The sequence below is a fragment of the Paraburkholderia atlantica genome (genome assembly GCF_009362785.1).
GTDB classification, from domain to species: domain Bacteria; phylum Pseudomonadota; class Gammaproteobacteria; order Burkholderiales; family Burkholderiaceae; genus Paraburkholderia; species Paraburkholderia atlantica.
The window spans coordinates 248,425-269,140 of sequence record NZ_WHNQ01000008.1; the positions used below are offsets into that span (position 1 = coordinate 248,425).

The window sequence follows — 20,716 nt, forward strand, 5'->3', positions numbered from 1 at the left end:
GCGTTGCTGGTGCTCGACGTGGAGCGCGGCCTCGTCATCGTGCAACCCGAGAGGGCAAGGCCGCCCGAAGCAAGCGCGGCACCGGTGCTCAGTAAGAATTTTCGTCTATGCATCATTGGGTTCAGAACGGCTTGGTCGGCAGATACTTGCCGTTGAGCGTGATGACGGCGCGCTCGCCGCCTTCGGGGTCCGGAACCTTCTGGATATCGAGCTTGAAGTTGATCGCGCTGATGATGCCGTCGCCGAATTTCTCGTGAACCAGCGCCTTCAACGTCGAGCCGTAGACCTGCACCATTTCGTAGAAGCGGTAGACGGTGGGATCGGTCGGCACGCCACCCGGAATGCTGCCGCGCACGGGAATGGTTTGCAGCAGGCGCACGGCGTCGGCGTCGAGCCCGAGGCGTTCCGCGACCAGCTTCGCCGCGTTCTCCGGCAGCGCATGCTGACCGAGCAGCGCGGCTGTCGTGTATGCGAGGCTCAAGCCCGTGCCTTCGTTGATGGCTTCGAAGGTGAGGTTCTTGCGCACCTTCGCGTCGACGATCGTTTCCGTCAATGCTTCGCGTGCGTTCGGTGTGACTTGCGATTGGGTCATGATGTTGCTCCTTGGGTAAAAATCAACCTGGTGAGATCGACAGTCGGTGTGACGAGCCGGGAATCAGAGCGCAGCCACGCACTCGGCGGGCGTCGCGGTGACATCGGGATGCGCAGCGAGCGGCACGAACTGGCGGGTCGCGGCGTCGAGCGCGTCGATCGAGCCGGATTCGATGTCGTAGACCCATCCGTGCAAATTCAGGCGGCCTTGCGCGAGTCCCAGTGCAACTGAGGGGTGGGTCTTGAGGTTGTCGAGCTGGGCGATGACGTTCTCGCGCACCATCGAGTCGACGCGCTCGCGCTCGCCCGCATGTTCACGCGCCTCGTTGACGAGCCTCGCCGAGTCGGCGTAGCGCAGCCAGTTCGCGACAGCGGGCATATGGTCGAGGCACTTGCACGTCGCGACGGCCGTCATCGCGCCGCAGTCCGAGTGGCCGCATATCACCACATCCGTCACGCCGAGCGCGGCCACCGCATATTCGACCGTTGCCGACACACCGCCGGGCTCAGGACCGAACGAAGGCACGATGTTGCCGGCATTGCGGATCACGAAGAGATCGCCCGGTTCGCGCTGCGTGACCAGTTCGGGAACCATGCGACTATCGGAACAGGAAATGAACAGTGTGCGCGGCGTCTGACTGGTGGCCAGCTTGCGGAACAACTCCCTGCGCGCGGGCATGATGTCCCGCTGAAACTTCAGAAAACCGTCGATGATCTCTTGCATGGTCTGCTCCATTCAATCTGGCGTTCGTTGCGGTGTCGCTCAGTGCGATGCGTTGAACAGAGAATGAACCTGTTCCGTCATAGTGTCCAAGACGGGTTTATGATGCTCACCATAGGCAATGCCAATAGTTATCGAGAACGAGGAAATTCGCCATGCTGTTGCGTCATATCCGTTACTTCCTGGCCGTCGCGGAACACCGCAATTTCACGCGCGCCGCCGAGGCGCTGCACGTTTCGCAGCCCACGCTGTCGCAGCAGATACGGCAACTGGAAGACACGCTGCGCACGCAGCTGCTAGACCGTTCGGGGCGGAACGTGCACCTCACGGATGCCGGCGCGGCGTGGATGCGCTATGCGAAGCTCGCGCTACAGGATCTGGAGGCGGGCGGGCGGGCGATACATGACGTCGGCGAACTGAGCCGCGGCAATCTGCGCCTTGCCGTGACGCCGACCTTCACGGCGTATCTCGTGGGGCCCGTGACCGATCGTTTTTATGGCCTGCATCCCGGCATCGCGATCGACATTCAGGAAATCGCGCAGGACCAGATCGAAGCGCAACTTGCCGATGACAGGCTCGACGCCGGGATCGCGTTCGAGCCCGTCCACACAGCGGAAATTGAAAGCGAGCCTTTGTTTCGCGAGACGCTGAGCCTCGTCGTCGGCAGCGGCCATGCGCGTGCGACGCGCCGCAAGCCGCTGTCCGCGCAGGACTTCGCCAACGAACGGCTGGTGCTGCTGAACAAGGCGTTCGCGACGCGGCGTTACATCGACGAATACTGCACTCGGAACCGGATTCGCCCGCAGGTTGCCATCGAGGTCAGTTCCATCAGTGCGATCGTCGAGATCGTGCGGCGTGGGCAGCTCGCAACCGTACTACCCGACGGCATCGCGCGCGAGCATACCGAGCTGCACCCCGTGCTGCTCGACCCGCCGCTGCCGGCGCGCACGGCCGTGCTGCTGCGACGCAAGGACGCGTATCGGACGGCAGCGAGCAAGGCCTTCGTCCAGGTGTTGATGGAATTGACGGAGAACTTCCGACGCTAATGGAGATCGCGGCGCGCGACGCGCGAAGCGAGGAGATCGACACGTAACGCGCTCTCCGTTAGCTCCGACACCTACGCCGCTTCGCACAACCTGCGCCGGTGGTGTCGGCATCGCAAAGCTTCAGCTGAAGAGCATGACCGTGCGGTGAGACGGTGAGGAGTGGGCGCTCGACTTCGGCCAGGAACTGGATTGTGATTTACGCGGCGTTGAAGACAGCTGGGGTTGGCACTAAGCAACTCGAGCACCGGGCCTAGATTCGGCAATCGCGGGACGGAAGCTAGCAACGGCGCATTCCGAGAAGTCTGCAGTCTGGTCAGAAAACGGGCTTCTCAACCCATCACCAGAAGTATTAGCTTAGCCTATAGAGAACATAGGATATCGGTCTTAGACCCTATAGCCGGATTGATGCATTCTTGCTCCGTCGTCACTGTTTCTTTGGAGAGAATCATGAAATCTCGCTTCCTTGCCGTACTCGTTATCGCTGCATCTGTCACCAGCCCCGTTTTCGCAGGCACTGACACATCCGGATTGACTCGCGCCCAGGTTCACGCGGAACTCGCGCAACTGCGTGCTGTGGGCTACGACCAGTCTCGTGGAGAAGACCCCAACTACCCCGCCGAGATTCAGGCGGCCGAAGCACGCCTGGCAGCGCAACGCGGGGATGCGAGCTATGGCGGTGTCGCCGAGGCAGGCTCGTCGTCAGCGGGTGTTCCCAAGACTGCTCGTCACCTCGACAACGACGGCATGCAGCCAATCTATTTCGGCCAATAGCCGTCCAACGGCAGCGCGGATACTAGACGCCACGCGATCTGAAGTATCGCGCAAGTCCTGGCATGTCCGCGTGCTTCATTCTCGCCACATTCAGTCGTAACGATTCGCTCGCTAGTTTGCCTGGCGAACGAACCGAACCCGGGCAATCGCGTCGCCCATCGGATACAGGCCGGTCTACATCATATGAAGGTCGGTACTTCACGGAGACTGTCATGAGCCACTCACATTACGAAGTCGCTGTCCTTCATCAAGCTCTGCAGTCGGACGAGCCAAACTTAGCCACATGGCGCTGGTACAGCGATCTGGTCGACCACCAACGACTCGCGCTACGCCTCAAAGAAGACCAGTGGGTCGTCGCGATTGACGGCAGCGACTTTGCGTGCGCCGAGGGCCTGTACGCGGCCGTGCGTTGGGCGCACATCATGACGCACTCTGGCGGTTACATCACCTTTGCGGCGTAAGCGAGCGAAGTCCGCCATGTACACGGGTTAATCGCCAGACCGAGCGATCAAGGACTCGCAGCACTGCTCTTATCCAACCTTCGGCCCGGTCTCGGGTCTTCATCCACCAACCACTGAGGTAATACCATGTCGACTAATACTGAAATCCGTCCGCCGCTCCCTCCTTTCACACGCGAATCCGCCGTCGAGAAAGTGCGCCTGGCCGAGGATGGCTGGAACACCCGCGACGCTGCCAAAGTGTCCCTCGCATATAGCCTGGACACTCGCTGGCGCAACCGTGCTGAATTCGCAAACGGCCGCAATGAAGCCCGAGGGTTCCTTGAGCGCAAATGGTCGAAGGAGCACGAGTATCGTCTCATCAAGGAGCTGTGGGCGTTCACTGGTAACAGGATCGCCGTGCGTTATGCCTACGAATGGCGTGACGACTCTGGTAACTGGTTCCGGTCCTATGGCAACGAGAACTGGGAGTTCCGCGAGGACGGTCTGATGGTGAATCGCTACGCTTGCATCAACGATTTGCCAATCAAGGAAGAAGAGCGGAAGTTCCATTGGCCGCTCGGCCGCCGTCCGGATGATCATCCCGGCTTGTCAGATCTCGGCCTCTAATAGCCAGGCTGATCGTATCGCTTCGATTGGATGCACTCGGGGAAGCAAAGGCAAAGGTGAGACAGCTTCTGCGACGGCCTCCCGAAGCTCGCAATGAGGGAGCAACCCCGCCCCCGCTTGGGGGTTCCTGGGCAGCAATCGTTTGAGGGCGGACTAGGTGAGAAGGACAGCGAGACGAGGGGATGACCGAGAAGGGTCGTACTGGGCCTTTCGAAGGGAGGTGTCAGGAATTTTGTGTGCCGAGGTCGGTTAAAAGATCTCAGCTCATGGCGTTCGTGAACCGCTCGCCGAACATAATGGCGAACTGATTTGACTGCCTGCCGCCAGGTAATAGGCGGCATCTTCCAATCCTTTTCGATGTTGCGCAAGGCCAGATACAGCAGCTTGCTGGCGGCTTCGTCGCTGGGGAAGTGGCCGCGATTCTTGACGATCTTGCGCAACTGCATGTGCATGCTTTCAATCGCGTTTGTCGTATATATGATTTTGCGCACCTCTGGCGGATAGGCAAAGAACGGGATGACTTGCTCCCATTGGCGTTGCCACATCGGCGCGACGGTGGGGAATTTGCGGCCCCACTCGCTTTGTGCGAAGACCTCGAGCGCCGCTGCCGCCGCTGCGGCCGTGGCGGCCTGATAGATCGGCTTGAGCGCGGCCGCCAGCAGCTTGCGGTCCTTCCAGCCCGCCAGATTCAGCGAATTGCGGATCAAATGCACGATGCAGGTCTGGATCTGCGCGGCCGGATACACCGCCTCGATCGCTTCCGGAAAGCCGCGCAGGCCGTCCACGACCGCAATCAGAATGTCGTGCAACCCGCGGTTCTTCAGTTCGTTGAAGACCTTCAGCCAGAACTTGGCGCCTTCGGTCTGTTCGATCCACAAGCCGAGCACTTCCTTGCGGCCGTCGGCCCGGATGCCCAGCGCCAGATAGACGGCCTTGTTCTTGACCGTGCCTTCGTCGCGGATCTTCAGCCGAAGCGCGTCGAAATACACGATCGGATACATCGCTTCGAGCGGGCGTTGCTGCCACTGCTCGACCTCGGCCAGTACTTCATCTGTGACGGTCGAAATCAGATCAGGCGACACCTGCAGACCGTACAGCTCCAGCAAATGGCCCTGGATCTCGCGCACGCTCATGCCGCGCGCATACATGCTGATGACGTGGTCGTCAAAGCCCGGCAGGCGGCGTTGATACCTGCCGACCAGTTGGGGCTCGAACGTCGCCTCCCGATCGCGTGGAATGTCCAGCTTCAGCTCGCCGTTGGGCGTGATGACCGTCTTGGGGCTGGTGCCGTTGCGGTGATTGCTGCTCCTGCCTTGTCCGGCCTCGCTCTCCAGGTGGTGCGTCAGTTCCGCCGCGAGCATGCGCTCGGCCAGTTGCTTCTTTAGTTGGCCGGCCAGGCCTGATTCGCCCAGAATCGACTCGGCATCCTTGCTTTGCACCTGCGCCAGCAGTTGATCGATCAACTCGTCGGGGAACAGCCTCGGCGCCTTCGGGTTCTTGCTCTTCTTGGTCACTGTTGTTTCGGTCATAGGACGTTATTTCCGTTATCGTCTCATGACCTCGGCACACTAAAAATCTGACAGGCTCTTTCGAAGCGCTCCACACACCGGCCATTCAGAGTGGATCACTGCCGCCCACGCGGTTCGACAACATCCCCAGGCCTCATGCCCGCGTATCCAGACATCGCCGAACCCTCATCAGTACAGGGGTTCAGGCGTCTATCCGGACCACCACCTTACCGAAGTGCTGTCCGGACTCAAGATGCCTGTACGCGGCGGGCGCGTCGTCAAAGCCAAAGACGTGATCGACCACCGGCCGGATTCGATGCGCGGACACGAGCCTGACAACCTCGTCGAGCATCGAGCGGCTGCCCACCATGATTCCATGCAACCGCTTGATGCCCCCGATCACCGGCAGGAGTCCAAGCTCCGGTCCACTGAAGCCGCTCACACCACCGATGACCGACACGAGGCCGCCCATTTTCGTCGCGGCCACCGAGCGCGGCAGTGTGTCCCGTCCACCGATCTCCAGCACGATATCCGCGCCTACCCCATCGGTCAGCCGGAGAACCTCGTTCTGCCATTCCGGCTTGGCGCGGTAGTTGATCGTCTCATCGGCGCCGAGTTTCCGAGCGCGTTCCAGTTTTTCATCGCTCGACGACGTGATGATCGTGCGCAGACCCGCCGCGCGCGCCAGCTGCAGCGCGAAGATCGACACCCCGCCTGTGCCGAGCAGCACCACCGTGGAACCGGGTTTCGCGTCGCCGTCCACGAATAGCGCGTTCCACGCGGTGACGCCGACGCACGACAACGTGGAGGCTTCTTCATAACCCAGGTGTGCCGGGATCGCCGCAAGAGCCGTTTCGTCGACGAGGAACCGCTCGGCCAGCACGCCGTTGACTTTGGCGCCGGGAGAACTGTCGACTTTCCACGGTGCCGGAGCGCCGTCGATCCAACGCGGGAAATATGTGTTGACCACGCGATCGCCCGATTTGAAGCGGCTCACGTCGCGGCCGGTCTCGACGACTTCGCCCGCGCCATCGCACAGCGGGATCAGCGGCGCATCGCCAATGCCGAGATAGTCACCGCGGGCGAACATCAGGTCCCGATAGTTCAGCGACGCCGCGTGAACCTTGACAACGACCTCGGTCGGCCCCGGCGATCGCATGGTCGCGTCGCTGCGCTTCAGGCCGGAGATACCGGCGCCGGGTTTCAGTTTCCATGCGTTCATAGCAACTCCTCATCGGGTAGAAGCACCTATGTTAGTGTTGCGGGAAAGGACACATTGACGAGATTTTGACGACTTATCGTCGCCTGGCAGGAAACATAAACCGCGGTATCGGGAGCTCGCACGATGGACGATCGGCTAAGAGGCATTGCGGAATTTGTGGATGTCGTGGATGCCGGCACCTTCGCCGCAGCGGGCGAACGCCTTGGTGTCACGCGCTCGGCGATCGCGAAGATTGTCGCGAGGCTCGAGCAGCGTCTCGGAGTGAGACTGCTGCAGCGAACCACCCGCCATCTGAGCCTAACCGACGAAGGACATGCGTACTATGAGCAGTGCCGACGCGTGATGGCCGAACTCGGCGCGGTCGAGGCGACACTGGAGGCGGGCCGCCGCGATCCGTCCGGGCGGCTACGCATCACCGCGCCGGTGCTGTTCGGCAGGCAGTGCGTCGCACCCGTGATGCTGAAGCTGGTCGAGCGCCATCCGTTGCTCGACGTCGAGATGTCGTTCAGCGATCGCGTTTCGGACCTGGTCGAGGACGGCTTCGATATCGCCGTGCGGATTGGACCGCTGCCGGACCATGCAACCCTTGTCGGGCGCCGGCTCGGCGTTCAGCGGATGGGCATTTGCGCGTCTCCGGCCTGGCTCGATCGACACGGGCGGCCGTCGGGCCTCGCCGAACTCGGCTCGCACGTCAGCATCGCTTACGGCCGCGGTGGACAAAGCACACCATGGCGAGTGCTCGGCGCCGACGGCGAGGTGCAGGAGTGCCGACTGTCCGCGCGCCTGCGTTATGACGACCTCCAGGCCATCGCCGACGCAGCGGCTGCGGGCGCAGGCCTCGCCTGGTTACCATGCTGGCTCATGGCGCCCTATCTGCGTGACGGCCGGCTGTCGCTCGTGATGGATAGCAACAGCGTGCAGGGCGCCGAGGTTCACGTCATCCGCCCGCAATCGCGACATCTGCCCTCGAAGGTACGCGTCGCAATCGACGCGCTTGTGGACGAGATACCACGAGTGCTTGCCCGGGTCTGAGCCGTAGATCGCATTGAATCTGTCAACGTTGCGACGATAAATGTGTCAATGCGCGTCCTCGCCCATCCGCAACGCGCAAAACCCACCGTCGATGCTATAAGCGACGCACGCCATGCCACCATCCAGTACGTGCGTCGCAAGATAATTACTGCCGCGCCGCTATCCGCACGCGCTCGCCCGCTTTGGTTCGCGCCGACGCGATCGACATCCCCAAGCCGAGCAACGTCAGGCAAACGACGGGCACGAGCATCGGAGCACTTGCGTTGCCCGCGACCTTTCCTATGTAAGGCATCAGGTTCTGCGCGAAGAAGCCTCCGAGATTGCCAATCGAATTGATCGCCGCAATGCTGGCTGCAGCGCGGGCGCCCGTGAAGTATCGCGGGGGCAGCGACCAGAAGCATGGATAGAGCAGGGGAATGCATGCGCCGCCCAGCACGAGCGCGGCAAATTGCAGCGGCAGACCCGGCAGCACGAGACTTAGCGCGAAGCCGATCACGCCGACGCCCGCAACCAACGCCATCGAGCTGAGCACCACACCCTCGCGTTTCAGCTTCGCGGGCAGCCACAGCAGAAGCAGCGCGGAGAGCATCCACGGAATCATGTTGAGCAGGCCATTGAGCGACGAATGCGAGACGCCGCCGCTTTTCAGCAGCGTGGGCAACCAGTAGGTCACGCCGTAGAGCGAGGTGGACATCAGCATGTAGCCGCACGCGAACATCAGCACACGTTTGTCGACGAGCGCCCGCCATGGATGCCCGGCGGCCGCTTGCGCCGGCGCCTCGCGCCGTAGCGCCGCGATCATCAGGGCCTTTTCTTCGTTCGACAGGAACGGGGCGCGTTCGACGGACTCAGGCAGAAAGCGCAACGCAACGAGTGCGACGAGGACAGCAGGTATCCCGGTTGCCACGAACACCCATTGCCAGCCGGCGAGACCCAGATTGCCGTCCAGCGACAACAGCAAGCCGCCCGCGAGTGAGCCGAGCATGTTGGCGAGCGCGCTGCCGAGCGTGAAGAAGCCGAGCATGCGTGTGCGATGACTCTGCGGAAACCAGAGCGTCAAATAGAAGATTACGCCCGGATAGAAGCCAGCTTCGGCGACGCCCAGTGCGAACCGGAACACATAGAAAAGTCCCGTTGAATGCGTGAATGCCATCGCCACGGTAATGGCGCCCCAGGTCGCCATGATGCGTGCGAGCCAAAGGCGAGCGCCGAAACGATGCAGCGCAAGCGTGCTCGGCACCTCGAACAGCAGGTAGCCGATAAAGAAGAGCGACGCGCCCAGACCATATGACGCTTCCGACATTCCCAGCGCGTGCACCATCTGCAGCTTGGCAAAGCCGACGTTCTGCCGGTCGATAAAGGCGATCAGGAACATCACGATCAACAGCGGCATGAGCCGCCAGGCGACCTTTTTCACGACAGCCTGCTCGGCACTCATGGTTTGGCTCACAATCAATCTCCGCTCAAAAATTCATATATATGTTTAGGCGAATCTGTTTTCTCGACAATGAGTACAAACCCGCTGGAAGCCAAATCTAAAGGTAAGCATAGGGTTATCACCGATCTACCGTCGGCCTTGATCATGAAATCATATATATGAATTGAACGGAGACTACGATGCCTGCCGATGAACGGTTGCCCCGCTACCAGCGTTTGCGCGACGAAATGGTCGCTCTGATCGCGGCCCGCCATTGGCGGCCGGGTGAAGCGATCCCTACCGAGCAGGCGCTCGCCAAAAGCTACGACGTGGCGGTCGGGACGGTCCGCAAGGCTGTCGATCTGCTCGTCGCGGAAGGCCTGCTGGAACGTTTTCAGGGCAGAGGGACGTTCGTGCGCCGCGCGAGCTTCGACAGCTCCCTGTTTCGTTTCTTCCGCTTCCAGACGCGGCAAGGCGAACGACGCATTCCAGAAAGCCGCATCTTGCGACGCGAGGTCGTCGATGCGTCGTCGGCTGTCGCCGCGATCTTGCAGATTTCGAGTAGCGCGCGCGTGATCCAGATGACTCGCCTGCGGCTGATCGACGACGTGCCGATGCTCGCTGAAGAAATCTGGCTGCCCTATGTCCGTTTTGCGGCGTTTGCGCAGATGGACCTGAATGAAGTCGGTGACTTGCTGTATCCCGTGTACGAGGCGCAATGCAATCAGGTCGTAGCGTCCGCCACGGAAACACTGACCGTCGAAGCCATTGGCCCGTTGCATGCACGGCTGTTACGCATCGAGCCTGGTACGCCCGCCGTCGTCATCGAGCGTCTTGCATACGGCTACGACAGACAGCCGCTCGAATGGCGCCGCTCACGCGGGCCTGCCAGCGAATTCATCTATCAGGCCGAGATCCGCTAGCGATCGCGCGCCCTCACAAACACGTTGTTCCCACGCAGGAACGACGAGGTAGGAGACTGGAATGTTCAAGTGGTTCAGCCAGATTTCAGGCAATGAACGCCGGACGTTTTGGGCGTGCTTCGGCGGATGGGCCCTTGATTCGCTCGATGTGCAGATGTTCAGCCTCGTGATTCCGGCGATCATCGCCGAGTGGTCGATCAGCCGCACGCAAGCGGGGCTCGTCAGCGGCGTCACGCTGGTGGCGTCGGCGCTGGGTGGCTGGATTGCGGGCATGATGTCGGACCGGCTGGGACGCGTAAAGACGCTGCAATGGACCGTCGCGTGTTTTTCCGTGTTCACGTTCCTGTGCGCGTTCGCGCAGAACTATCCGCAGTTCCTCGTGCTGAAGACACTGCAGGGGTTCGGCTTCGGCGGAGAATGGGCGGCGGGCGCCGTGCTGATGGCCGAGACCATCAGCAACGAGCATCGCGGCAAGGCGATGGGCAGCGTGCAGAGCGCATGGGCGGTCGGCTGGGGCGCAGCGGTGCTGCTGTATGCACTGATGTTCTCGCTGCTGCCTGCGGATACTGCGTGGCGCGTGATGTTTGGGGTTGGCATCGTTCCGGCGCTTCTGATTCTGTACGTCCGACGCGGCGTGCAGGAGCCTGCCGCGCCGGCCCGCGCAGCGCGCAATACGCGGGCGCGTCAGCAGCCGACGCCTGGCCTTGTCGTCGGCATCTTTTCTCCGCAAGTGCTGCGCATGACGCTGCTCGGCGCACTGCTCGGCGTTGGTGCGCATGGCGGCTACTACGGGCTGATGACCTGGCTGCCGACGTTTCTGAAAAGCGAGCGCCATCTGTCGGTCTTGAGTACGGGCGGCTACCTCGCCGTCGTGATCGTCGCGTTCTTTTGCGGGTGCCTCGTGAGTGCGCAGCTGCTGGATCGCATCGGACGCCGCAAGACCATACTCGCGTTTGCGATCTGCTGCGTGATAACGGTGATCGCCTATCTGTTCCTACCGCTCGGCAATACCGCGATGCTGTTCTTCGGTTTTCCGCTAGGCTTTTTTGCAGCGGGCATTCCGGCAAGCATGGGCGCGCTGTTCAACGAGCTGTATCCGCGCGGGATGCGTGGCACTGGCGTCGGGTTTTGCTACAACTTCGGCCGCGTCGTGTCGGCGGGATTTCCGGTGCTCGTCGGGCACATGTCCGCGACCATGTCGCTTGGAACGGCGATCGGCATCGATGCGGGACTCGCCTACGCAATTGTCGTCCTGTCCGTGCTGATGTTGCCCGAGACACGCGGCCGCATGCTGGACGAAGCCACACTCGAGCCCGAACACACAGGCGCGCTTTCTCACGCGCAAAGGCATTGACGCGCGAGACACTTGCCGTAACCGCGCAAGAATGGTGATGAAGGAACGTCCATGATGGAGAAGTCGGGGATAGAGGCGAGCCACCGGCAGGCTGTGCATCGTCCAGCCCACATTGCATCTGTCGATACTCATGCTCACGTATTCGAGCGCAGCCTGCCGCTCGCCGAAAAGTGTCGCTACGTGCCCGACTACGACGCCACGCTCGACGCATACCTTGCCCAACTGGACACGCACGGCGTATCGCACGGCGTGCTTGTGCAGCCCAGCTTTCTCGGCACCGATTGCAGCTATCTGCTCGATGCGTTGCGCCGCGCGCCGCAGCAGCTACGCGGTGTCGCGGTGATCGAGCGTGATTGTAGGATCGACACACTGACGGAGATGGCGAATGCGGGCATTGCAGGGATTCGGCTGAACCTGATCGGACATCCCGATCAGCCGCTCGACAGATGGGTGAGCGCGCAAACGCTCGCCCATGTCCGCGATCTGAAATGGCATGTCGAAGTGCATGCGGAAGCTGCGCGGCTGCAGGGCATCGTCGAGCCGCTTCTGGACGCCGGCATGAATGTCGTCGTCGATCATTTCGGCAGGCCCGATCCGGATATCGGTGTAAGAGACGTAGGCTTTCGCCGTCTTCTTGAACTGGCCGATACGCAGCGTGTGTGGGTGAAGATATCGGCCGCGTACCGGAATCGACGGCAGCTTCGCCCGGATGACCATGATGCGCAGCAGGCATTTCATTTTCTGAAAGCGGCCTTTGGCGTGCATCGCCTTATGTGGGGCAGCGACTGGCCGCATACGCAGTTTGAAGCAGACGAGGATTTTACTCACGCGCTCGAACTTCTACGCGTGCTTCTCCCGGTTGAAGAAGAGCGCAGGGTTGTCCTGGCAGACACGCCTACAAGACTTTACAGGTTCGATCTCGCGTGATCCACATGGCGCATCGCAAGGGCAGGACTGGCTAAACGGGCTGCCGAGCCGCACAGCGGCGACCAGGTTTCAGTGCGGCCCATAAGCGGACGAATGTGACGTGGCTATTCCATGCCCCGAGGCAGCAACACCGTTTTGCGCCGCGCGATGCGTAACAACGCATCCAACTCTGGTCTGTGTTGCGCATCCCTGTAGGCGAGGCCAAATCCGATCCAGAATTCCCTTTCCTTGAGTGGCCTGAAAGTCGCACCGGCGCGCCGCATCTTCGTCATCGACTTAGGTATGAAGCCGATGCCCCGTCCGTTTGCCACTTCGGCCAGCAGGAGGTGGTGATCCGCGGGTTCCGTCAGTCTGCGGCTCGGCGCATGTCCGAGCTTCGCGAACACTTCCTCGTAGTAATCGAAGAATCCGGGATTTGTTCGGCGCTGCGGCCAGAACACGGGTTGGTCATTCAACTGCGCGATCGACAGGACTTTGTGCCGCGCGAGCGGATGCCGTGCAGGGATTACCGCGACCAGCGGCTCTTTGTGCAGCGGTTCAACCACCAGCTCCCCTGTTGCGGTGGGCAGTCCGATCAAGGCGACATCGAGCGCGCCACGCCGCAGGCGCCGGATGAGCTCGACGGAAATGGCGGCAACGAAGACCAGCGACCCGTCAGGAACCGCTTTCTTGAAGGCAGGCTCGAGGGAGGGGAAGACCTCCGGGTCGAAGACCTTGGAATAACCGACCCTGAGCTGCCGGGGCCTTCCCGTTGAATGCCGTCGTGCGGTTTCGATCGCCTCTGCGGCCTGAAGCAGCGTCTTCCTGGCCCCCTTCAGGAAGGCGCGGCCCGCCGTCGTAAGTTCCGCGCCCGCCGAATCGCGAGTGAGCAGTGTCACCCCAAGTTCGCTCTCGAGCTGTTTGATCTGGCGGCTTAAAGGCGGCTGTGACATGTGCAGTCGTTCGGCCGCGGCGCGGAACGTGCCTTCCTCCGCCACTGAAACGAAGCACTCCAGCTGGCGTAGATCGATTCGTAGTCTCATGCAGAAAAGGTATCACGAATTTGGTCTTGGCCTGTTGCATCTTCCTGCCCGTATGCTCCATTCCGCGGACTTCGAGAAGGAGCAAATCAGACATGGATACGTGCAAGCGCAGTGGCATTCTGCAGAGGATCACAGCAGCCAGAACGCTGGCAGCAGCCGCTTTCGCGCCGATTGAAGCGGGTCGACAAATCACCGATGGCAAAACACAGATGAATGGATCTACGACAGGCATGACGGCCCTCTTGGGCGCATCCGCTGGCGAAACCAGCGCAGAACGTTTTACCCGCGGTATCGAGGTGCTGAAGAGGATCGGTGGCGCGGGCTACGATATCCCTGTTAACCGTCTGGCGCAGGTTGCCCCGGATTTGGCACGACTCACGGTTGAATTTGCCTATGGAGACATCCTGTCGCGGCCGGGGCTCGACCTGGGCCTTCGCCAGATCGCGACCGTTGCCGCGCTGATGGCCCATGGCAGCGTGCAACCGCAACTGAAATATCACATGACCGGCTTCCTCAATGCCGGCGGCGAGCCCGCGGAACTGGTCGAAATGCTGTTCCTGGCGATTGCCATCCTTGGGTTTCCGGTCTCGATCAACGCAGTAGGTATCGTTCGCGAGATCTTTCGGGAGCGCGGTCTGGCTTTCGATCCGATCGCCCCGGTGTCCGACGATGGCACTGCGCGATATCAGCGGGGTCTCGAGGTACTCGACGGTTTGATGGCCAATCCGGAGAAGTACGTGGAAAAGCTGGCAAGCACTTCACCCGAGCTCGCCCGCTGGTCGGTCGAGTTCGCGTTCGGTGAGATCTTCGTTCGCGAAGGACTCGATCCAAAGGCAAGACAGATCGCGAGCATCTCGATGCTTGCGGCAGCCGGCAATCGCAGCGATCTGCTCGGCCTTCATATCGAAGCCGGGCTCGAGTCGGGCCTGTCCCGCGCCGAGATCACCGAAGCCCTGATGCAACTGGCCGTATATGCCGGGTTCCCGAGCGCGCTCAATGCCTTTGGCGTTGCGGACGCCGTGTTCACCAAGCCGGAGCAGAAAGAGAAAGAAGGGGCAGGTGGCCGGGTAAGCGCGAATGCAATCGTCTCCGAAACTCGCAAGGCTCGCAGCGAACGCGGATTGGCGACACTCGCGAGGACTTCTGCCCAGGCGGGCGAGGCCGTGGTCAACAGCTTCAACGACCTGGCTCCGGATATCGGCCGCGCGATCGTCGAGCACTCCTACGGCGACATCTTTAGCCGTGCCGGGCTCGACGCGAAGACGCGCGAGCTTGCCGCATGCTCGGCGCTCGCCGCGGTGGCAAGCAAAGCGACGGAGACGCCGCTGCGGGTCCATGCGAATGCGGCGCTGACGGCGGGCGCGACGCAGGCGGAAATCGTCGAAACGCTGCTAAACGTCCTTCCGTATCGCGGATATCCCGCAGTCGAGGAAAGCATGCGTGTCGTCGGCGAGGAATTCAGAAAGCGCAGCGATCACGCCCAACAAGGGGCGGGAGAACGGCAATGAATGCCACACGCTTTCGGACACGCGGCCGGTCCGACGGCGGCACCATCGGTGGCGCTATCTCACGCTAACTTTCAATGCCGCTACTCCCAGGTAGCGGCGTCTGCCGCGCGAAAAACAATTCACGGTTCTTTACTTCTTTACTTCGACAGATGCAGCTTCTTCGATAGCACGATACCCCGCTGCGGGCTCACCAGCCAGATGGCGTGAATGTTGGTGTAGAGGGTCGAGGTTCTTTTTGTGATGTCTGTGGGCTCGTCGTTGGTGGGATCGCTATGTTCGCGTCGGTCGGTCAGGTAAGGCGGCGCCATGCTACACATCAGCACAATCGCGAAGTCTCCATTCGCTTCGTGGAACGCCGTCTGCGAGAGTGTCACGCGTCCGTGAACCCTGGTTTTGCTCCGTTCGCCCGACTTGAGCTCAATCAGATCGATATGTTGGATGTACCCCTTGGCCTTCGCCTCTGGCGCCACCACAAGCCCGCGACCGCGTTGTCCGGTGATGGTTTTCTTGAGTAGGATCGCTCCCGGATTGTTGTCATCGGACAGATCGATGTCTACCGTCAACAGGTGCGTCTTTGACTGATATCGTATTCCGTAGGGCGCAGGTACGACGAAAGCCAGGTCGCGCCCGAGACTGGCTTTCGTCGAGTCGAGCCCGCTTGGCGCCTTAAGGACCGGGACGTGGATCAGCTTCCTGATGCGATCGCTCAACGAAGGCGAGTTGGTATTCAAGCTCTGGCCCGCCAAAGCGTCCCTGATGGCAACCGGGTCGTCGCCGACGAAAGGCCGAGTCGACAGGACATCTGCAGAGGCAGAAATTTCAGGCTCAGTCGCATTGGGAACAGCGGCCGGGTCTGCCGACGTCTCGGCGTGCGCCAGCAGCGACATGCAAACCAGGGCGCAAGCGACATTCGAACGGACCAGCATAGTTTTAAGATCAGCCACGACACTCCTCCAGGATCATGGCAGTCTATCGCAAAGCCTTGCATGGTCAACTCGACCGCGCGACAGCGGCCGTAGGCACCGGCTCGATCCGTTCTTCGTCAGTTCAGCAATCCCCTGTTGCGTTGCGCGCCAGCCTGAGACTTGCCGGTCACGCAAAAAGCGCGACTCGTGCGTTTACCCCCGTGTTCGGCCTGTCGACGTTCCGCGAGCGCGCGTCCGGTACTGAGGGTAGGACACAATGAATGTGAAGCTGTCCATTGTCGTCGGGTAGGTTTCCCGATGGTTACCTACGGCGTCTGGCAAGCGAATCCGCGTAGGCTTGGGCGCGAGCTGCAAAGATTTCGTCGGTTGGACGGATGATGCCGTCGGCGAGGTTCGATGGATTAAAGAACGTTGCGTCACACGCCTCATCGTCCGAGAGTGCATCGATCACGATCGTACCCAGCTTGACCGCCTCGCGGTCGTCCTCGTTCGGCCACCTCTGCGTAACGTCCTCCGTCGGATCGCCTGGCTGCCCCAGAATAGCCAGCACATGAAACCGGACACCGCCATGCCCGATTCGCTCCGCCAGATCCTGAAATAGAAAGTCCGCGGAGAGTGCATTAGCCTCCTCGTTTTCTACGAAAAATTCTCCGGCGGCCGGCACAACTTTAAACTTGATCAGGCGAGTTTCACCGAGCACATTAATGGCCTTGAACGAATGTACGCCCCAATAGGTGGTTCCAGCAAAACTGCCTGGTAAGGAACGCGCCGCGATGTATTTTGCCTGATTCAACGTCTCAGGATTGGCCTCGGAAAATTCTTTGACCTTTTCCGGACTAGGCTGCCCGTTGGAGCCTGGGAAACGCGCGCGTAAAAAGCCAAGCATCTGATCGAGCGATTTGGCGAAGTGGACGGGTGCATTCTCCACGAGCAGGTCGGATGACTCCGCACCCTCGCCGACATGGAGCGCAAGTCCACGCAAGACGAGTTTGTTTGTGTCCGCTACATTCGGGTTGCCGCCTCCCATGGAAAACCGCCCACGCACAACCGAGGCGTGAGTAAAACTCGCGGAGCGCGTGATCGTCGCAGCATCAACGGTGGGTTCGAAACGGCCGCGCACGCATTGTCCTTTTGCGAAGCTCGCACGGACTTTCGGTGGATTGCCAGCCACGCTCTTGAGAGCATCGACGATGGCAATGGGAGTGGCACCACTTTCTTTTCCGTCTAATGCCGGGTTCGAATCTTCGATTGGTGACTGGCTCATCGCAAAGACTCCATGGTCAGAATGACTTCAGGGCGCAAAGAGCAAGGGACCGGTTCACGTCGCGCTTCGCATGCGCCATCAAGTCAACCGTCACGCCCTTCGACGAGACTCCGATGCACAGCGCTGCACAACGCGTCGCGCCGCTTGCTACCCGCCGTAAAATTACGTAAGCATAGGTGAAAACCAGCCTTCGACAGCCAGGTATTTTCCGGAGCAAGAACGGCTTTCCAATGTGCGACAGCGCATTGACTGCTACCTGCGTTCGCATGCAGAGCGGACGCGAACTCGGACTTCATCCGCTCGGCCCCACGAGTAAAGCTGCCCGCTATGCCGTGGTATCGCACGAATTAGCTGAAGCTCCTTCACGGGGGCATTTTTACGACGAACCAAAAAAAATCCCCTCCGAAGAGGGGACGATGAACCGCTTGCAATGCGTGCCTTGTACTGGCTCAAAGCGCCATCAATGGTCCTCACAACCAAACCTTTGGGGAAATCCCCGTGAACCTCGCCGTCACACCAGCTTGATCGATGTCGGGTCTGCCGTCAGATAACCGACCGCTGAGCCGAAGCGATTCCGGTAGTTCGCGCGTACGAGCGGATCGAGCGTGGCCTGCACTTTCGAGTGCAGGGAAGTCCAGTCGCCCGCATGCTGGAAATTGCTCATGATGTAGGTCCAGCCATTGATTTCGTCGACGGCATGCAGCCCTGTCGACTCCGCACCTGCCGGACACGACAGCACGCGCGACAACGCCTTCGTGTCGACGTTATAAGCCCACAGGAAATTGTTGACATGCATGCCGCTGTCCTCACCGATGAACAGAGTACGCAGCTTTTCCGAGAACTTCAGGTTGTCCGGATTCGCGATCTTCTCCGGATTCGCGGTATTACCGAGACCGTCCGCACTCGCCAGGTCTTCGCCAACCAGTTCAGCCGGCGCGCCCATATCGATGGGAACCCATTCGCTGTCAATCGCGGCGCCGTCGAGATCGCGCTGCCCGCCCTTCATATTCAGCGCGTAGACGGCGCCCGATGTAATGGCCTTGTTGAGCGCGACATCGGTCGAATGGTCATTGCCCCGCACCATCGACGCCGTAATCTGCGACATGGCCGAATACAGAATCTTGTCTTTCGCGTTGACCGTCGTACCTTCGAGTTTCGTGAAACCCATGCTCGCGCCGCGCAGTGCGGCGTAGCGGTGCGTCTCAAGAAATGCGGCGGCTTTCTCCATGCCAGGCTTCAGGCGGACCCAGTTGAATTTGCCGCCGAAGTGAATCCGGGTGAACGTCGGATCGGTCGGCGGATTCTTCTCGTCGGTGACGATGTCCATGATGTCCGTGATCGTCAGCGTATCGGCGAGCGCCTCGATTTCATCGCTGGTCGCGTGACCGATTTTGAGCCATGTCAGCGTCGCGGCGCCGGCACCGGCCGACGAGCTCTGCGCCCACTTTGCGACGTACAGCGTGCCCGCCGACAGGTCGGCTTGTTTGTCCGCGATGAACATGAACAGGCCGCCGTTGGTCGCGTCGTCGCCCATCAGCACGGTGCGCTTGTCGGGCATCACCTGAATCAGCTCATGCGAGATGCGGCCGAGGCAGTAATGCTTCTTGACCGTCCCCGTGCCATCAGGATGCACGGTCACTTCCGGCAGATGGCCATAGTGATACGGCCGCGCCGCTGATGCGCTGCCGTACAGATTCCGGCTGTACGCCTGGAACTGCGTGTTCGTCGCGATCGTCGCGGCATCCGGCTCGTACTCTTCGCTCGACAGATGCGTATTCCACGGCGACAGGCTCGCGCCGCACGTGATCCACAATCCATGCGCGCCCGATGTATCGACGTTCGAATAGCTGACCAGTGTGAGCTTGCCGGTCGTCGGGTCCTGATCGAGCGTCAGCACGGCAATCGGCGACGGCAACTTGCCGTACATGTCGCCCGCGGCGGTTTCCGTCTGGTCGCGCGTCGCGTATTCGAACTGCACGACAGCGAACACCGCGTTCCCCTTGACGCCCTTCACCACCGGCTTGTCGAGCCGGATCAGCGAGGTGCCGTCCGGGCAGTCGGAGAAGAACTGGCGCTCCTTGCCGGGTACCGATGTGTCCATGATCGGCTGGTTGTTGATGTCGAAATACCCGCCTGCCACGATCACGCCGCCCGTCGTGTTGACGACCGTGTCGCCCGTCACGAAGAACGGCTGATACGCGAGTTTGTAGGTACGGCTGCTGCCGTCGCTGTACCGCGTGGTCAGCGTCGATCCGACCGTGGTCGCCGCCATCGCAGCAGGATTCGCCAGCGAGGGCGCTGCCATCCCGGCGAACGACGCTGCCGTGAAGGTCGCTGCCGTGGGGGCGGGCGTGTTGCCCGCTGCAAGGTCGCTACTGCCGCCGCAGCCCCCGAGAAGCGTTGTCGCGGCGGATGCACCGAGGGGCAGCATCGGCGCGCCTGCGATGATCCTGAGAGCCCTGCGGCGTGAGTAGTCGAATGATTGCACCATGTTCTCCTGGTTCCTTGTTGTGGGGATGTACCGGGGACTCAGGATCGGGATGACCATGGCGCGCCGGATTGACGCGTTACTTTATGGAATGAATATGAAAAGTATTTGACAGCAGCCTGTAATGTGTTCGGCGGACCGTGCTGACGTAGGTCACCGGTATCCTTCGCGCGTACGTGTATATGCATCTCGACGTGACATGGGCGTTTCGATACGCAATTGCAGCGCGTTTGCCGCGATCGCAGCCAATCGCGAGACCAGATAAAGATAGAGAAATTGCTTGGTTAGCCGCAAAGCGGCTGCACGCTATCGTATGAGCTCCTGACTATCCGACGACCTCGTGTCGATCGTTCATGAGCACTCTCGTCGTTGACACCACGCCGCTCGATCCCCGTTCGCAACCACTGCTCGACGCGCTGCTGCACGAATACGCGAGCCGCTACGAAGATTATCGAAAGGACGGCGGCGCGGCCGCCGCGCAAGAGATGGCGCGCTATCCGGCCGACCTGTTCGCACCGCCGCACGGCGCATTCATTCTGCTGGTCCGCGACGGCGAGACGATCGGCGGCGGCGCGTTCAAGCGCTATGACGCGCGTACGGCGGAACTCAAACGCATCTGGACGCGTGACGATCTGCGCCGCCAGGGACTCGCGCGACAGGTCGTGCAGGAACTGGAAGCGCGTGCGCTCGCGCAGGGCTACTCGCGCATCTATCTGACTACCGGCTTCAAACAGCCGGAAGCATGGGCGCTGTACGAACGAACCGGCTATACGAAGTTGTTCGATACCGCGTTGCCTCCCGAAGTGCACGTGCATCTTCGCTTCGGCAAGAACCTGCTCGCGCCGCAACGCCTCGACACGCTCGACGACCTGCGCGCGAAAGACGCCGATCTGGCTGCCCGATAAAGGGCGCACTCCTATCTCCTCACA

At 61.0% G+C, this 20,716-nt stretch carries 18 protein-coding genes and 1 pseudogene; 10 read left to right on the forward strand and 9 right to left on the reverse strand.

The window, feature by feature from the left end; genetic code table 11:
* Positions 1 to 121: 121 nt before the first annotated feature.
* Together cynS and GCT19_RS14765 are read right to left on the reverse strand one after the other, a co-directional pair.
* A complete protein-coding gene (cynS, locus tag GCT19_RS14760) occupies positions 122 to 592 on the reverse strand; it encodes a cyanase (RefSeq protein WP_018437285.1) in 471 nt (156 codons plus the stop codon).
* Positions 593 to 655: 63 nt separating this feature from the next.
* Positions 656 to 1,315, reverse strand: coding sequence for a carbonic anhydrase (locus tag GCT19_RS14765; protein WP_036661880.1), 660 nt, complete (start codon positions 1,313 to 1,315; stop codon positions 656 to 658).
* A 152-nt stretch (positions 1,316 to 1,467) separates the two neighbouring features.
* On the opposite strand from GCT19_RS14765, the gene cynR reads away from it, so the two are divergent.
* The 4 genes from cynR to GCT19_RS14785 all read left to right on the forward strand — a co-directional run bounded on the left by cynR (position 1,468) and on the right by GCT19_RS14785 (position 4,196).
* Positions 1,468 to 2,358, forward strand: a complete 891-nt coding sequence (gene cynR, locus GCT19_RS14770; protein ID WP_018437283.1) for a transcriptional regulator CynR — start codon at positions 1,468 to 1,470, stop codon at positions 2,356 to 2,358.
* A 447-nt stretch (positions 2,359 to 2,805) separates the two neighbouring features.
* Positions 2,806 to 3,129 carry a DUF4148 domain-containing protein gene (locus tag GCT19_RS14775; protein WP_018437282.1) on the forward strand — a complete coding sequence of 108 codons (324 nt, stop codon included), beginning with the start codon at positions 2,806 to 2,808 and terminating at the stop codon, positions 3,127 to 3,129.
* A 212-nt stretch (positions 3,130 to 3,341) separates the two neighbouring features.
* A complete protein-coding gene (locus tag GCT19_RS14780; protein ID WP_018437281.1) occupies positions 3,342 to 3,590 on the forward strand; it encodes a hypothetical protein in 249 nt (82 codons plus the stop codon).
* Between the two features lie 126 nt (positions 3,591 to 3,716).
* Positions 3,717 to 4,196, forward strand: a complete 480-nt coding sequence (locus tag GCT19_RS14785; protein ID WP_018437280.1) for a nuclear transport factor 2 family protein — start codon at positions 3,717 to 3,719, stop codon at positions 4,194 to 4,196.
* A gap of 259 nt (positions 4,197 to 4,455) precedes the next feature.
* Here the strand turns inward: GCT19_RS14785 and GCT19_RS14790 are convergent.
* Both GCT19_RS14790 and GCT19_RS14795 read right to left on the reverse strand, forming a co-directional pair.
* Positions 4,456 to 5,725, reverse strand: a pseudogene (locus tag GCT19_RS14790) (IS256 family transposase).
* Between the two features lie 181 nt (positions 5,726 to 5,906).
* Positions 5,907 to 6,926, reverse strand: a complete 1,020-nt coding sequence (locus tag GCT19_RS14795; protein ID WP_152852351.1) for a zinc-dependent alcohol dehydrogenase family protein — start codon at positions 6,924 to 6,926, stop codon at positions 5,907 to 5,909.
* 123 nt (positions 6,927 to 7,049) lie between these two features.
* Between GCT19_RS14795 and GCT19_RS14800 the strand changes: the two genes are divergently transcribed.
* Positions 7,050 to 7,958, forward strand: a complete 909-nt coding sequence (locus GCT19_RS14800) for a LysR substrate-binding domain-containing protein (protein ID WP_018437278.1) — start codon at positions 7,050 to 7,052, stop codon at positions 7,956 to 7,958.
* Between the two features lie 145 nt (positions 7,959 to 8,103).
* Here GCT19_RS14800 and GCT19_RS14805 read toward each other — a convergent pair whose 3' ends face one another.
* Positions 8,104 to 9,396 (reverse strand): MFS transporter, encoded by a 1,293-nt coding sequence (locus GCT19_RS14805; protein WP_152852398.1) that lies wholly within the window; start codon positions 9,394 to 9,396, stop codon positions 8,104 to 8,106.
* 179 nt (positions 9,397 to 9,575) lie between these two features.
* On the opposite strand from GCT19_RS14805, the gene GCT19_RS14810 reads away from it, so the two are divergent.
* From GCT19_RS14810 to GCT19_RS14820, 3 genes are all read left to right on the forward strand, one after another.
* A complete protein-coding gene (locus GCT19_RS14810; RefSeq protein WP_152852352.1) occupies positions 9,576 to 10,298 on the forward strand; it encodes a GntR family transcriptional regulator in 723 nt (240 codons plus the stop codon).
* Positions 10,299 to 10,359: 61 nt separating this feature from the next.
* Positions 10,360 to 11,652, forward strand: coding sequence for an MFS transporter (locus GCT19_RS14815; protein WP_152852353.1), 1,293 nt, complete (start codon positions 10,360 to 10,362; stop codon positions 11,650 to 11,652).
* A gap of 51 nt (positions 11,653 to 11,703) precedes the next feature.
* On the forward strand, positions 11,704 to 12,579 hold the full coding sequence (locus GCT19_RS14820; protein WP_152852354.1) for an amidohydrolase family protein: 876 nt from the start codon (positions 11,704 to 11,706) through the stop codon (positions 12,577 to 12,579).
* Positions 12,580 to 12,683: 104 nt separating this feature from the next.
* Here GCT19_RS14820 and GCT19_RS14825 read toward each other — a convergent pair whose 3' ends face one another.
* Positions 12,684 to 13,601, reverse strand: coding sequence for a LysR family transcriptional regulator (locus GCT19_RS14825; protein WP_152852355.1), 918 nt, complete (start codon positions 13,599 to 13,601; stop codon positions 12,684 to 12,686).
* A 92-nt stretch (positions 13,602 to 13,693) separates the two neighbouring features.
* On the opposite strand from GCT19_RS14825, the gene GCT19_RS14830 reads away from it, so the two are divergent.
* A complete protein-coding gene (locus tag GCT19_RS14830; protein ID WP_227749263.1) occupies positions 13,694 to 15,109 on the forward strand; it encodes a carboxymuconolactone decarboxylase family protein in 1,416 nt (471 codons plus the stop codon).
* Positions 15,110 to 15,246: 137 nt separating this feature from the next.
* Here the strand turns inward: GCT19_RS14830 and GCT19_RS14835 are convergent, their stop codons facing one another.
* From GCT19_RS14835 to GCT19_RS14845, 3 genes are all read right to left on the reverse strand, one after another.
* On the reverse strand, positions 15,247 to 16,035 hold the full coding sequence (locus tag GCT19_RS14835) for a hypothetical protein (protein WP_152852402.1): 789 nt from the start codon (positions 16,033 to 16,035) through the stop codon (positions 15,247 to 15,249).
* 301 nt (positions 16,036 to 16,336) lie between these two features.
* Positions 16,337 to 17,299 (reverse strand): catalase family peroxidase, encoded by a 963-nt coding sequence (locus GCT19_RS14840; RefSeq protein ID WP_152852356.1) that lies wholly within the window; start codon positions 17,297 to 17,299, stop codon positions 16,337 to 16,339.
* 511 nt (positions 17,300 to 17,810) lie between these two features.
* A complete protein-coding gene (locus tag GCT19_RS14845; RefSeq protein ID WP_018437269.1) occupies positions 17,811 to 19,790 on the reverse strand; it encodes a PhoX family protein in 1,980 nt (659 codons plus the stop codon).
* Positions 19,791 to 20,140: 350 nt separating this feature from the next.
* Here GCT19_RS14845 and GCT19_RS14850 point away from each other — a divergent pair, with 350 nt between their 5' ends.
* A complete protein-coding gene (locus tag GCT19_RS14850; protein ID WP_013091118.1) occupies positions 20,141 to 20,692 on the forward strand; it encodes a GNAT family N-acetyltransferase in 552 nt (183 codons plus the stop codon).
* Positions 20,693 to 20,716: the final 24 nt, after the last annotated feature.

Bases quoted from the DNA above. Each gene is read 5' to 3' on its own strand.
- cynS (WP_018437285.1), bottom strand. From the start codon at position 592: ATGACCCAATCGCAAGTCACACCGAACGCACGCGAAGCATTGACGGAA.
- GCT19_RS14765 (WP_036661880.1), bottom strand. From the start codon at position 1,315: ATGCAAGAGATCATCGACGGTTTTCTGAAGTTTCAGCGGGACATCATG.
- cynR (WP_018437283.1), top strand. From the start codon at position 1,468: ATGCTGTTGCGTCATATCCGTTACTTCCTGGCCGTCGCGGAACACCGC.
- GCT19_RS14775 (WP_018437282.1), top strand. From the start codon at position 2,806: ATGAAATCTCGCTTCCTTGCCGTACTCGTTATCGCTGCATCTGTCACC.
- GCT19_RS14780 (WP_018437281.1), top strand. From the start codon at position 3,342: ATGAGCCACTCACATTACGAAGTCGCTGTCCTTCATCAAGCTCTGCAG.
- GCT19_RS14785 (WP_018437280.1), top strand. From the start codon at position 3,717: ATGTCGACTAATACTGAAATCCGTCCGCCGCTCCCTCCTTTCACACGC.
- GCT19_RS14795 (WP_152852351.1), bottom strand. From the start codon at position 6,926: ATGAACGCATGGAAACTGAAACCCGGCGCCGGTATCTCCGGCCTGAAG.
- GCT19_RS14800 (WP_018437278.1), top strand. From the start codon at position 7,050: ATGGACGATCGGCTAAGAGGCATTGCGGAATTTGTGGATGTCGTGGAT.
- GCT19_RS14805 (WP_152852398.1), bottom strand. From the start codon at position 9,396: ATGAGTGCCGAGCAGGCTGTCGTGAAAAAGGTCGCCTGGCGGCTCATG.
- GCT19_RS14810 (WP_152852352.1), top strand. From the start codon at position 9,576: ATGCCTGCCGATGAACGGTTGCCCCGCTACCAGCGTTTGCGCGACGAA.
- GCT19_RS14815 (WP_152852353.1), top strand. From the start codon at position 10,360: ATGTTCAAGTGGTTCAGCCAGATTTCAGGCAATGAACGCCGGACGTTT.
- GCT19_RS14820 (WP_152852354.1), top strand. From the start codon at position 11,704: ATGATGGAGAAGTCGGGGATAGAGGCGAGCCACCGGCAGGCTGTGCAT.
- GCT19_RS14825 (WP_152852355.1), bottom strand. From the start codon at position 13,601: ATGAGACTACGAATCGATCTACGCCAGCTGGAGTGCTTCGTTTCAGTG.
- GCT19_RS14830 (WP_227749263.1), top strand. From the start codon at position 13,694: ATGGATACGTGCAAGCGCAGTGGCATTCTGCAGAGGATCACAGCAGCC.
- GCT19_RS14835 (WP_152852402.1), bottom strand. From the start codon at position 16,035: ATGCTGGTCCGTTCGAATGTCGCTTGCGCCCTGGTTTGCATGTCGCTG.
- GCT19_RS14840 (WP_152852356.1), bottom strand. From the start codon at position 17,299: ATGAGCCAGTCACCAATCGAAGATTCGAACCCGGCATTAGACGGAAAA.
- GCT19_RS14845 (WP_018437269.1), bottom strand. From the start codon at position 19,790: ATGGTGCAATCATTCGACTACTCACGCCGCAGGGCTCTCAGGATCATC.
- GCT19_RS14850 (WP_013091118.1), top strand. From the start codon at position 20,141: ATGAGCACTCTCGTCGTTGACACCACGCCGCTCGATCCCCGTTCGCAA.